13 protein-coding genes are annotated in these 12318 nt (G+C 73.2%); 10 read left to right on the top strand and 3 right to left on the bottom strand.

Features of this window, described 5'->3' with window-relative positions:
- The 7 genes from ABEA42_RS07195 to ABEA42_RS07165 all read left to right on the top strand — a co-directional run bounded on the left by ABEA42_RS07195 (position 1) and on the right by ABEA42_RS07165 (position 6335).
- The gene (locus ABEA42_RS07195; protein WP_345502154.1) at positions 1–750 is read left to right on the top strand and encodes a ribonuclease HII; all 750 of its coding nucleotides are present in this window, start codon (positions 1–3) and stop codon (positions 748–750) included.
- Positions 747–1064: a DUF2469 domain-containing protein gene (locus ABEA42_RS07190; RefSeq protein WP_345502152.1), complete on the top strand. Its 318-nt coding sequence runs from the start codon at positions 747–749 to the stop codon at positions 1062–1064. Before ABEA42_RS07195 ends, ABEA42_RS07190 begins: the two co-directional genes overlap by 4 nt.
- A gap of 128 nt (positions 1065–1192) precedes the next feature.
- Positions 1193–1579 (top strand): YraN family protein, encoded by a 387-nt coding sequence (locus tag ABEA42_RS07185; RefSeq protein ID WP_345502150.1) that lies wholly within the window; start codon positions 1193–1195, stop codon positions 1577–1579.
- Entirely contained in the window at positions 1576–3114 is a 1539-nt protein-coding gene (locus ABEA42_RS07180; protein ID WP_345502148.1) for a YifB family Mg chelatase-like AAA ATPase, read from the top strand. The genes ABEA42_RS07185 and ABEA42_RS07180 overlap by 4 nt, the downstream gene beginning before the upstream one ends.
- Complete coding sequence (dprA, locus tag ABEA42_RS07175) at positions 3111–4229, top strand: DNA-processing protein DprA (protein WP_345502147.1); 1119 nt, start codon at positions 3111–3113, stop codon at positions 4227–4229. Before ABEA42_RS07180 ends, dprA begins: the two co-directional genes overlap by 4 nt.
- A gap of 192 nt (positions 4230–4421) precedes the next feature.
- Positions 4422–5342, top strand: a complete 921-nt coding sequence (locus ABEA42_RS07170) for a tyrosine recombinase XerC (RefSeq protein ID WP_345502146.1) — start codon at positions 4422–4424, stop codon at positions 5340–5342.
- Between the two features lie 222 nt (positions 5343–5564).
- A complete protein-coding gene (locus ABEA42_RS07165; RefSeq protein ID WP_345502145.1) occupies positions 5565–6335 on the top strand; it encodes a DUF3152 domain-containing protein in 771 nt (256 codons plus the stop codon).
- Between the two features lie 56 nt (positions 6336–6391).
- On the opposite strand, the gene ABEA42_RS07160 is transcribed toward ABEA42_RS07165, so the two are convergent.
- Both ABEA42_RS07160 and ABEA42_RS07155 read right to left on the bottom strand, forming a co-directional pair.
- Entirely contained in the window at positions 6392–7057 is a 666-nt protein-coding gene (locus ABEA42_RS07160; RefSeq protein ID WP_345502144.1) for a murein hydrolase activator EnvC family protein, read from the bottom strand.
- Between the two features lie 145 nt (positions 7058–7202).
- Positions 7203–8363, bottom strand: a complete 1161-nt coding sequence (locus tag ABEA42_RS07155; RefSeq protein ID WP_345502143.1) for a pyridoxal phosphate-dependent aminotransferase — start codon at positions 8361–8363, stop codon at positions 7203–7205.
- Positions 8364–8468: 105 nt separating this feature from the next.
- Between ABEA42_RS07155 and ABEA42_RS07150 the strand changes: the two genes are divergently transcribed.
- The gene (locus ABEA42_RS07150; RefSeq protein WP_345502142.1) at positions 8469–8834 is read left to right on the top strand and encodes an SET domain-containing protein; all 366 of its coding nucleotides are present in this window, start codon (positions 8469–8471) and stop codon (positions 8832–8834) included.
- Positions 8835–8838: 4 nt separating this feature from the next.
- Here ABEA42_RS07150 and ABEA42_RS07145 read toward each other — a convergent pair whose 3' ends face one another.
- Positions 8839–10158, bottom strand: a complete 1320-nt coding sequence (locus tag ABEA42_RS07145) for an MFS transporter (protein ID WP_345502140.1) — start codon at positions 10156–10158, stop codon at positions 8839–8841.
- A 302-nt stretch (positions 10159–10460) separates the two neighbouring features.
- Between ABEA42_RS07145 and rpsB the strand changes: the two genes are divergently transcribed.
- Together rpsB and tsf are read left to right on the top strand one after the other, a co-directional pair.
- Positions 10461–11399, top strand: coding sequence for a 30S ribosomal protein S2 (rpsB, locus tag ABEA42_RS07140; RefSeq protein WP_345502139.1), 939 nt, complete (start codon positions 10461–10463; stop codon positions 11397–11399).
- A gap of 45 nt (positions 11400–11444) precedes the next feature.
- A complete protein-coding gene (gene tsf / locus ABEA42_RS07135; protein ID WP_345502138.1) occupies positions 11445–12275 on the top strand; it encodes a translation elongation factor Ts in 831 nt (276 codons plus the stop codon).
- The last annotated feature ends 43 nt before the right edge of the window (positions 12276–12318 follow it).

The raw sequence follows: 12318 nt of genomic DNA, 5'->3' as shown, positions 1-12318 counted from the left end.
GTGGGGGCCACCGCACGCACCGGCTCCCGCAAGCCCAGCCTGCGTGTCGAGCGCGCACTGCAGCGGGACGGGCACCGGGTCCTCGCCGGCATGGACGAGGTGGGCCGCGGCGCCCTCGCCGGCCCGGTGAGCGTCGGGGTCGTGCTCATCGACGAGACCTGCCGCAGCGCCCCCACCGGCGTCAAGGACTCCAAGCTGCTCACCCCGGCCGCCCGCGAGGCCATGGTGCCCAGGATCCGGCGCTGGTGCCTGGCCCACGCCGTCGGCCACGCCTCACCGGCGGAGATCGACGAGATCGGGATCATCGCCGCGCTGCGGCTCGCCGGGTGCCGGGCGCTGGCCGCCGTGCCCGTCGTCCCCGACCTCGTCATCCTCGACGGCAACCACGACTGGCTCACCGCGCCCGACGAGGTGGGGCTGTTCGCGTTCGCCGGGGAGCAGCCGCCCGCGACGCCACCGGTGACCACCATGATCAAGGCCGACCTCAAGTGCTCCTCGGTCGCGGCCGCCTCGGTCCTGGCCAAGGTCGAGCGCGACACCATGATGAAGGCCTACGCCCCACAGCACCCGGTCTACGGCTGGGAGGTCAACAAGGGGTACGCCGCGCCCGAGCACCTCACGGCCCTCGAGCTCCACGGCGCCACGGAGCTGCACCGCAGGTCGTGGCGGCTGCCCGGGGTCCCGGGGCAGGATGAGGGTGCGGAACAGACCGCCACCACCGCGAACGAACCGGAGATGAGCACGCGATGAGTTCCGAGGACCTCGAGAAGTACGAGAGCGAGATGGAGCTCGCGCTCTACCGCGAGTACCGCGACGTCGTCGGGCTGTTCTCGCACGTGGTCGAGACCGAGCGCCGCTTCTACCTGTGCAACTCCGTCGACGTGAAGGTCCGCAGTGACGGGGGAGAGGTCTACTTCGACGTCACCATGCAGGACGCCTGGGTCTGGGACATCTACCGCCCGGCCCGGTTCGCCAAGCAGGTGCGGGTGGTGACGTTCAAGGACGTCAACGTCGAGGAGCTCGCGAAGTCCGACCTCGAGCTGCCCAAGGACTCCGGCTTCTAGCACCGGTTCCGCCGGGCGGTCGTCCTTGCCCGACCGGCTCGTCCACAGGAAGGGCCGCGGGCCCGGCCGCGTCCACAGGTCGACGTTGCGGCGTGGCCCGCCCCACGCCGTACCGCTTGCCTTGGGGCATGGAACCAGCGACTGGGCGACCGGCCCCGGACCGACGGCGAGCGCTCGGCGCGTACGGCGAGCAGCTCGCCGCGCGCTACCTGCAGGACCAGGGGATGGCGGTCATCGACCGCAACTGGCGTTGTGCCCGCGGTGAGATCGACCTGGTGGCGCGCGACGGTGACTGCCTGGTGTTCTGCGAGGTCAAGACCCGGCGCACCTCCCGTTTCGGCTCGGCCGTCGAGGCGGTCGACGGACGCAAGGCGGTGCGCCTGCGTGCGTTGGCGGCTGCGTGGCTGCAGGTGCACGACGTGCGCGCCCAGCGGGTGCGGATCGACGTCATCGGGATCCTGCGACCGGGCGCCGGGCCGGCGAGGCTCTGCCACCTGGTGGGGGTCGGGGCATGAGCTTCGGCCGGACGCGATCGGTGACCCTCGAGGGCCTCGACGGCGCGGTCGTGGACGTCGAGGCGCACCTGTCCGGTGGGCTCCCGGCCTTCATGCTCGGCGGGCTGCCCGACACGGCCTGCGCCCAGTCACCCAACCGCGTCAAGGCAGCCACCGCGAGCATCGGCCGTTCGCTCGCCCAGGACCGGATCACCGTCAACCTGTCTCCCGCGTCGATCCCCAAGAACGGCAGCGGGTTCGACCTGCCGATCGCGGTGGCCGTGCTCGCGGCCGTCGACCTGGTGCCTGCCGCCAGGGTCGCCGACACGGTTCACCTCGGCGAGCTGGGGCTCAACGGCGAGGTACGACGGGTGCGCGGGATCCTGCCTGCGGTCCTGTGCGCCGCCCGGGCCGGGTGCACCGACGTGGTCGTGCCCGAGGACAACGCCGCCGAGGCCTCCCTCGTGCCCGGGATCCGGGTCCACGCCGTGCGCCACCTCAACGACCTCGTCGCCGCGTACCGCCTCGGCCCCGACCGTCTCGACCTCGGGGTGCCGGAGTCGGCGACCCGGCCGGTGGCGGCCTCCCGTCCGGTCCACGACCTCGCCGACGTCGTCGGCCAGCCAGAAGCGCGGACCGCCCTCGAGCTCGCGGCTGCAGGGGGACACCACCTCTTCCTGTTGGGCCCGCCGGGGTCAGGGAAGACGATGCTCGCGGAGCGGCTGGTGTCCGTGCTCCCACGCCTGACCCGTGAGCAGTCGATCGACGTGCTTGCGGTGAGGTCCCTGCTCGGCGTGACCGCGGCAGAGCTCGACGTCGAGGGAGTGCCCCCGTTCGTCGCGCCCCACCACAGCGCCACCCAGGCGGCCATCATCGGCGGCGGCAGCAGCGCCGTGCGTCCGGGGGCGATCTCGCAGGCGCACCACGGGGTGCTGTTCCTCGACGAGGCCCCGGAGTTCAGGACCGGAGCCCTTCAGGCGCTGCGGCAGCCCTTGGAGTCCGGCGAGGTGGTCGTGGCCCGCGCGCGGACCGCGGTGCGGTTCCCCGCGCGGTTCCAGCTGGTCATGGCAGCCAACCCGTGCCCGTGCGGACTCGGGTTCGGCAAGGGCATCGGCTGCTCGTGCACCCCGCTGGCCAAGCGCAACTACGTGGGGCGCCTCTCGGGGCCACTCCTCGACCGTGTCGACCTGCAGGTCCACGTCCCCGCGGTGAGCCTGTCGTCCCTGGGGAGCGAGCCCGGAGAGTCCAGCGCCTCCGTGGCCGCCCGGGTCGCCGAGGCACGGGCCGTCCAGGCGGAGCGGTGGAGCGGCTGTCCCTGGCAGCTGAACAGCCACGTACCCGGTGCCTTCCTGCGCCGGGGCACCCGCCGGCTCGGGAGGTCGGTCACCGCGGACATCGACCGTGCCCTCGACCGCGGCCAGCTGACCCTCCGGGGCTACGACCGCGTCCTGCGCCTGGGGTGGACCGTCGCGGACCTCGCCGGCAGGGTCGGCCCCACCAGGGACGACCTCGGCACCGCCCTGACCCTGCGCAACCAGGGCCCGGTGGCCGCATGACCGCCCTCACACAGCTCCGGCTGCCTGCCGGCGAACGGGCAGCGCGGGTGGCCTGGGCGCGACTGGTCGAGCCGGGTGACGCAGCAGCCGCCCGACTGGTGGGTGCCGTCGGGGCGCAGGAGGCCCTGCACGGGCTCGACCCCGCCAGCGCCCTCGCCCAGCGCGTGCTGCCCCGCGTCGGGACCCTCGACGTGCAGCGCGACCTCGAGATCGCCCGGGCGCTCGGCGCGCGAGTGGTGGTGCCGGGTGACGACGAGTGGCCGGCAGGCCTCGACGCACTGTCCGAGCCGCCGTTCTGCTTGTGGGTGAAGGGCCCTCTCGACCTCGGTGGGGCCTGCAGCCGCAGTGTGGCCGTCGTCGGGGCCAGGGCCGCCACGGGCTACGGCATCCACCAGGCCCGAGAGCTCGCGGCGGGGCTGGCCGAGCGCCGGTTCACCGTCGTCTCCGGCGCTGCCTACGGCATTGACGGGGCCGCGCACGAGGGTGCGCTCGCCGTCGACGGCGCGACCGTGGCCGTCGTCGCCGGCGGCCTGGACCGCCCCTATCCCGCGGGGCACGCGGGGCTGCTCGCCCGTGTCGCCGGGGCGGGCGCGGTGGTGAGCGAGGTCCCGCCGGGCTCGTCGCCGACCCGGTGGCGGTTCCTCAGCCGCAACCGGCTCATCGCGACCATGACGCAGGGGACCGTCGTGGTCGAGGCAGGCCTGCGGTCGGGGTCGCGCAACACCGCCACCACGGCGCGCGACCACCACCGGGTGGTCTGTGCCGTGCCCGGACCGGTGAGCTCGTCCGCCTCCGCCGGTTGCCACGTGCTCATCCGTGACGGCGCCACGCTGGTCTCCGATGCCGCGGAGGTCGCTCAGGAGGTGGGCCCGATCGGTGAGCTCGCACCGCACAAGGAGGGGCCGCACGAGCCCGAGGACGACCTCGAGCCGGTGCACCGTGCCGTCCTGGGGGTCCTGCGCGTCCAGTCCTCGACCACGGCCGACGACGTCGCCCGGCAGTGTGGCACGAGCACCTCGGAGGCCGTCAGTGCGCTCGGCATCCTCGTGGCCAACGACCTCGTGACCCGGGACCAGTCCGGATACCGTCGCGTGCGACGTACCGCGCCGCGCTAGCCGGTCCCGCTGCCACCCCAAGGCCCGCGGTCGCCCCGGACCCGCGGTCGCCCCGGACCCGCGGTCGCCCCGGGCCCGCGGCCGACCCAGGCCCGGAAGGGCCCGGGCGAGCGGAACGGGCGGGGGGGTTGCGGCGGGTGCCCGCGGGGTGGCGGCTTGTGCTGCCGGGGCCGGTGGGCGACGGTGGCCGGTGTGGAGACGACCGGGCGGGGCTGGGCCGAGGTGCTGGCTGCCTTCGAGCGGCACCTGCACAGCGAGCGAGGTCGGTCCGAGCACACCACCCGCGCCTACCTGGGCGACGTGCGCAGCCTGGTGTCCTTCCTCGGTGAGACCGGGGTGGCGGACCTCGCCGACGTCCGGCTGCAGGACCTGAGGGCCTGGCTCGCGCAGCAGGCGCAGGCGGGGGCGGCGAGGTCGACCATCGCCCGCAGGTCCGCGGCCGTGCGCACGTTCCTGGCGTGGGCCAGCCAGACCGGTCGCATCGACGCTGACCCCTCCTTGCGGCTGGTGGCCCCGAAGCGGGGAAGCCACCTGCCCGAGGTGCTGCGACAGGCCGACGCCACGGCGCTGCTGGACGTCGCCGCCGTCGCCAGCGACGACCAGGACCCCATCCACCTGCGCGACCGTGCCGCCCTGGAGCTGCTCTACGCCAGCGGCATCCGGGTGGGGGAGCTCGCGGCGCTCGACATCGACGACGTCGACCTCGACCGCAACGTGGTGCGGGTCATGGGCAAGGGCGGCACGGAGCGCACCGTGCCCTTCGGCGTTCCGGCCCGCGAGGCCCTGGTCGCCTGGCTCGAGCTCGGGCGCCCCCAGCTCGCCGTCGCGGGCAGCGGCGCCGCCCTGCTGCTGGGTCGCCGCGGCCGGCGGGCCGACCCCCGCCAGATCAGGTCGGCGCTGCACGAGCTGCTGAGGCACGTGCCCGATGCCCCGGACATCGGTCCCCACGGACTTCGCCACAGCGCCGCGACCCACCTGCTCGAGGGGGGCGCCGACCTTCGCCTCGTCCAGGAGCTCCTCGGGCACGCCTCGCTCGCGACGACCCAGATCTACACACACGTCTCGGTCGACCGCCTCAAGCAGTCCTACCGCCAGGCCCACCCCCGCGCCTGACGGCCGGCGCCGCGCCGACGCGTGCGCCGGGGTCGGGTGGCGGTGGTCCGAGGGGGTCCCGGCGTGCCGCGCCCTGGGCGGAGCCGGCCTGGGGGAGAATGATTCCCCGGTGGGGGCCCGTCCCGCACCTGCACAGGCACCCCAGGAGAGGTTCGGAGCCAGCCCGTGAGCGCCCCGCGCAGGACCGCCCAGCGGTCCGCACGTCAACGCACCAGTCGTCAGGTGCGTCTGCGCCGCACCCTGGCGGTGTCGCTCGTCCTCGTCCTGCTGGCCGCGTTCGGCGTGCGCCAGGTCCTGCGCGACGACACCCCGGCCCCGGTCAAGGCGGTGCCCGCCGGCAGCGTCACGACAACCACGGCACCCGCGGCGTCGCGGACGACCGGCACTCCCAGCGAGGAGGACGGTTCGTCGGCCACGGAGACCAGGCCTGTCGACGAGTCCTCGGTGCCGAAGCGTGGCAACGGCAAGATCTCGGTCGTCTCGGTGCCCGACGCCAAGGAGTCCACCTCGGGTCGGGCCGTGCACTACACCGTCGAGGTCGAGGGCGGCCTCGGGGTCGACACCTCGCAGGTGGCGGCCACCGTCCAGAGCGTGCTGCTGGACTCCCGTGGCTGGCAGCGCATCGACGGCATCCACTTCGTCAACGTCAGCCCCGCGGAGGCGGCCAAGGGCGCGCCCGTCGACATCAGGGTCACCCTCGCCAGCCCCAGCCTCACCGACAAGCTGTGCGCACCGCTGCAGACGCTCTCGCAGGTGTCCTGCTGGAACGGCGAGCGTTCGGTCCTCAACCTGCGGCGGTGGATGCTCGGTGACGACAGCTACGGTGCCGACGTCGCGCGCTACCGGATGTACCAGGTGAACCACGAGGTCGGCCACGGCCTCGGCCACCAGCACCGCCAGTGCCCGCAGAAGGGCAAGCGCGCCCCAGTGATGGTGCAGCAGACGCTCAGCCTCGGTGGGTGCACCCCGTGGCCGTTCCCCAGCGGCGCCTGACGCGGGTCCCGCGCCGCACCACTGTGGCCGCCCCTGGCGGCTGCCCCCCAGAACCTTCAGCGCAGTGGCAGCAGCCGGACCCTTCCGCCTCCGAGCAGGGTGAGCGGGTCGATGTAGTCGTCCTCGCGGAGCGCGCCGAGGTGCAGGCACGCCACGGTGCCGCAGTGTGAGCCGGCTGCTGCCAGGGAGCCCACCGGGCTTCCCCGCGCCACCCGCTGGCCCCGGCGGACCGTCGACGTGACGGGTTCGTAGGTCGACCTCAACCCCGACGCGTGGACCACGGTCACGGTGCCGCGCCCCGCGATGACCCCGACGTGACTGACCACGCCGTCGTCCACCGCCAGGACCGGCTGGCCGGGTCGGCCCAGGAGGTCCACGCCGCGGTGGCCGACGCCGTACCGGGTGGCCGGGCGCAGGAACGGCCGCGCCACCTCCGGGCGGGGGTCCAGGGGCCACGACCACCGGTGGCCCGGGGCCGCGGCGGGGTGTCCAGCCGCAGGCGGCCTTCGAGCACCGCTCGCGGCCGGTCCCGAGGGAGGTGCCGGCTCGACCACGACTGCGGGCGCGGCACGGGACATCGCGGGCTGCGTGACCCGGCCGGCCGCGGATGCCGAGGCGGTGGTGGGCGCATGACCGGTGACGGGGGCAGCGACAGGGACCGCGGCGGCGGCGACCGCGGCCGCCGCGGCCATCACCGTGGCCGGCACGAGGAGGGCTCTCATCGCTCGACCGTGCCCGGTGGCGCTCCCGTCGGACCAGTGCTGGACGCGGTGCTGTGGACGAGGAGCTCCGGACGAGCCGGGTGTTGACGGCCGCGCAGGCGCGAACCCCGACCAGCCGCGCCCCGAGGGGACCCGACCCGCCGTCCTACCTCCGCAGGGACGCCAACCGCTCGACCGCCTGGTGCAGCACCTCGTCGCGCTTGCAGAACGCGAAACGCACCAGCGTCCGCGCCGCGTCCACGTCGTCGTGGAACACCGAGACCGGCACCCCGACCACGCCCGCGCGGGCCGGGAGCTCCCGGCAGAACGCCAGGGCGTCCGTGGCCCCGAGGGCCGCTGCGTCCGCGACGACGAAGTACGTCCCGTCCGGCACCGACACGTCCAGGCCGGCCCCGCGCAGCCCCTGCACAAGCAGGTCGCGCTTGCCCTGCAGGGACGATGCGAGGCCGTCGAACACGTCGTCCCCGAGGCCCAGGGCCACGGCCACCGCGGGCTGGAACGGGCCCGAGCCCACGAAGGTGAGGAACTGCTTGACCGTGCGCACCGCGGCGACGGCCTCCGCGGGCCCGGCGACCCAGCCGACCTTCCACCCGGTCGCCGAGAACGTCTTGCCCGCGGAGGAGATCGTCAGGGTGCGCTCACGCATACCGGGCAGCGTGGCGACGGGCACGTGGGTCGCCCCGTCGAACACCAGGTGCTCGTACACCTCGTCCGTCACGACCCACGCGTCGAACTCCCTTGCGAGGGAACAGATCAGGTCGAGCTCTGTGCGGGTGAAGACCTTGCCGGTCGGGTTGTGCGGGGTGTTGAGCAGCACCAGGCGCGTGCGAGGTGAGAACGCGGTGCGCAGCGACTCCTCGTCGACCGCGAAGTCGGGGAACCTCAGCACCGACGTGCGCCGGACCGCCCCGGCCAGGGCGATGGAGGCGGCGTAGGAGTCGTAGTAGGGCTCGAAGGTCACGACCTCGTCGCCCACCTCGCACAGCGCGAGGATCGTGGCCGCGATCGCCTCCGTCGCACCGACGGTGACCAGCACCTCCGAACGCGGGTCGAGCTCGATCCCGTAGAACCGCGACTGGTGGGCGGCCACCGCCTCGAGCAGCTCGGGCACCCCCGGGCCGGGCGGGTACTGGTTGCGGCCTGCGTCGATCGCGGCCTTGGCGGCGTCGAGCATCTCGCGCGGCCCGTCGGTGTCCGGGAACCCCTGGCCGAGGTTGACGGCGCCGTGCTGCGTGGCGAGGCCGGTCATCTCGGCGAAGATCGTGGTGCCGAAGCCGTGCATGCGGTGGACGAGCGGGGTGGCCATGCGCCGACGGTATGCGGTCCGCCCCGGTTTCGCCCCGAGGCCGGCGGGTGCCTTTCCGGGAGCCGGACGGACCGGTGGGCTGGACGTCCGGCGTAACCTGCCGCCATGGTCATCGAGCGTCGGGCCTCGGCGATCGCCGGGCGAGGGATGTTCACGACCGGTGCGGTGCCGCGCGGAGCGGTCGTCGAGGTCGACGCCGACCTCCTCAACCACTCCTGCGACCCCACGCTGGCCTGGGCGGCCGGTGGCGCCGGGCTGGTCGCCTTCCGCGACGTCGGGCCGGGGGAGGAGCTGACCTTCGACTACGCCACCGCCAGCACCGACCCCGAGCTGGTCGTGCGTTGCCACTGCGAGACCTACCGCTGCCGCCAGCTCGTGACCGGCGACGACTGGCGCATCCCGCAGGTCCAGAGCCGGTATGCCGGCCACCTCACCTCGGTCGTGCAGCGCGCCGTGGACGGGCGCCCCTGAGGGCTCAGGCCCCGGGTACCTCGCCGGGCGCGCCGTTCGCCGTCCGGTCCGACGCACCCTCCGACGCCCCCTCGATGTGCTCCTCCGGCGACTCGGCGTGCGAGATGAGGTCGAGCTGGCGCCACACCGCGAGCAGCGTGACGCCGGCGCCCACGAACGCGAACCAGAACGGCGCCGCGGCCCCGAAGTGCCGGGCGATCAGGCCGCCGAGGAGCTGGCCGACGAGGAGCCCCACGATCAGGCCGAGCCAGTAGACGCTGCCGACCCGCCCCTGGAACTCGTTGGGCGTGGCCCGCTGGCGCACGGCGGAGGACAGCGACCCCCAGACGAAGGCGTAGCCGCCGAACACGACCATGATCACCATCGCGACCCAGGGCACGGTGGTCAGTGCGAGGGCGAGGTGGGTGAGGACCTCGAGGGTGAGGCACGCCTTCATCAGCCGGGCGAGCGGCACCCGGGCCTCGAGGCGGTCGTAGAGCAGCACCGACGTGACGCCGCCGACGGCCGAGCAGGTGGTGAGCAGGCCGAACCCGAGCGCGCCCACGCCCAACCGCTCCTGCGCCCAGTAGACGAGGACACCCCAGGGAGCGCCCCAGGTGATGTTGAAGATGAAGATGACCAGGGTCAGGGTGCGGATGGGGGCGTTGCCCGCGATCCAGCGCAGCCCGTCGAGGATGTCGTGGCCGATGTGCTGCTCGGGCCGGGTGGGGGTGTGCTCGCGGGGGAGGCGCACCTTGGCGAAGAGGGCCGCGGCCAGGAGCAGGGCGCTGGCCTGGACCCCGAACGGGACGGCCGAGCCGAGGGCGAACAGCGTCGCGCCGACGGCGGGCCCGACGAACTGGTTGGCGACGAGGAACCCCGCCATCTGGCGGGCGTTGCCGATGCCGAGGTCGGCCTTCGGCACGATCATCGGCAGCACGGCCCGCCAGCCGGTGTCGGCGAACAGCTCGGCGACACCGACCGCGAAGAGCGTCACGAGCAGCAGCACGATCGACACCGTGCCGGTCGCGATGGTGGCCACGAGCACGGCGAGCACGACGACCCGGACCAGGTTGGCGGCGAGGACGAGGCGGCGCCGGTCGACACGGTCGGCCACCGCGCCGGCATACAGGCCCAGCAGCAGCGTGGGCAGGTTCTGGACCATCGCCGCGGCGGCGATCAGGGTGGGGTCGCGCGTCAGCGACGCGACGAGCAGCGGGCCCGCGGCGAGGGCGATGCCGTCGCCGAGCTGGCCCGCCCACGACGAGGCGAGGTTCCAGCGGAAAGGGACCCCCATCCGGGCGGGGGCCACCCACTCGCCGAGGCGGGACAGGACGGTGGTCACAAGAGCGCGACCATACCGGGCCCGTCCGGGGCGGTCGCGCGCATTTTCGCGTGGTGGGGGACGTCGGAGCGGATTTCCCGATCACGTGGTCCGGCACGTACGATGGACGACGGTCACCGTGTGCTCGCACGCGGGGACCTAATTCGCGCGTCTTCTCGCCGGGTGACGAGGTCTCCTCCGAACCCGGGGCGCATCACAGCAGTCCGGCCAGGGTGTCGGTGGGATGCGAGCCAGGCGCCAGGCAGGACCACACCCCAATGGTGGGTCCGACGAAACTGACAACGACACATAGGAGACACGGCATGGCCGTCGTTACCATGCGCCAGCTCCTCGAGAGCGGCGTCCACTTCGGGCACCAGACCCGTCGCTGGAACCCCAAGATGAAGCGCTTCATCATGACCGAGCGCAACGGCATCTACATCATCGACCTGCAGCAGTCGCTGACCTACATCAACAACGCGTACGAGTTCGTCCGCGAGACCGTCGCCCACGGCGGCTCCATCCTCTTCGTCGGCACGAAGAAGCAGGCCCAGGAGCCCATCGCCGAGCAGGCGACCCGCGTCGGCATGCCGTACGTCAACCACCGCTGGCTCGGTGGCATGCTCACCAACTTCAACACGATCTCCAAGCGCCTCACGCGCCTCAAGGAGCTCGAGGAGCTCGACTACGACAACGTCGCGGGCTCGGGCTACACCAAGAAGGAGCTCCTGATCTTCAAGCGGGAGCGCGACAAGCTCGAGAAGACCCTCGGCGGCATCCGCAACATGGCCAAGGTCCCCTCGGCCGTGTGGATCGTCGACACCAAGAAGGAGCACCTCGCGGTCGACGAGGCGCGCAAGCTCGGCCTGCCGGTCATCGCGATCCTCGACACCAACTGCGACCCCGACGAGGTCGACTACAAGATCCCCGGCAACGACGACGCGATCCGCTCCGTCACCCTGCTCACCCGCGTGATCGCGGACGCGGTGGCCGACGGCCTCATCTCCCGCTCCGCCGGCAAGAACGGCGAGCAGGCCGAGGGTGTCGTCGCCGGCGACGAGCCCCTCGCCGAGTGGGAGCGCGAGCTGCTCGGTGGCGACGCCGCCAAGACCGCGGAGACCGTCGCCCCCGAGGCCGGCGAGACCGCTGCCGCCGACGCCCCCGAGGCTGCTGCCGAGGCGACCGAGGCCCCCGCGGAGGCTGCGGCCCCCGAGGCCGGCGAGACCGCTGCTGCGGACGCCGACGCCGACGCCAAGGCCTGAGCTTCCCCACCCGCATCTCTGACAGAGAAGAGCTGAGACACACACATGGCGAACTACACCGCCGCTGACATCAAGGCGCTGCGCGAGTCCACGGGCGCCGGCATGCTCGACGTCAAGAAGGCCCTCGACGAGGCTGACGGCGACCGCGCCAAGGCCACCGAGATCCTTCGCGTGAAGGGCCTCAAGGGCGTCACCAAGCGCGAGGGTCGCACCACCTCCAACGGCCTGGTCACCGCCAAGGCCGAGGGCGGCCAGGGCACCCTCGTCGAGGTCCTCTGCGAGACCGACTTCGTCGCGAAGGGCGAAAAGTTCATCGCCCTCGCCGACCAGGTCCTCACGCAGGCCGTCGCCGCGGGTGCGGCCGACGCCGACGCGCTGCTCAAGAGCACCCTCGAGGACGGCCGCACCGTCCAGGAGCTGCTCGACGAGGCCAACGCGACCATCGGCGAGAAGATCGAGGTCAAGCGCGTTGCCCGCGTCGAGGCCCCGGTCGTCGTGTCCTACCTGCACAAGACCAGCCCCGACCTCCCCGCCCAGATCGGTGTCCTCGTCGGCGCCGAGGGTGGCGACGAGCAGGTCGTGCGCGACGTCGCGATGCACGTGGCGGCCTTCAGCCCCACCGTGCTGACCCGTGACGAGGTCGACCCGACCACCGTCGAGAACGAGCGTCGCGTGGCCGAGGCCACCGCGAAGGAGGAGGGCAAGCCCGAGGCCGCCCTCCCGAAGATCGTCGAGGGTCGCGTCAACGGCTTCTTCAAGGAGAACGTCCTGCTCGAGCAGCCGTTCGCCAAGGACGCCAAGAAGACCGTCGCCAAGGTGCTCGAGGAGGCCGGCGCTACCGCGACGTCCTTCGCGCGCTTCCGCGTCGGCAGCTGACCCGAGAGCCCTCACCGGCTCCACTGCAGCACACGAGGCCCGT

This window comes from Pedococcus ginsenosidimutans (assembly GCF_039544395.1).
Taxonomy (GTDB): Bacteria; Actinomycetota; Actinomycetes; order Actinomycetales; family Dermatophilaceae; genus Pedococcus; species Pedococcus ginsenosidimutans.
This window is presented reverse-complemented; position numbering and strand designations above follow the sequence as displayed.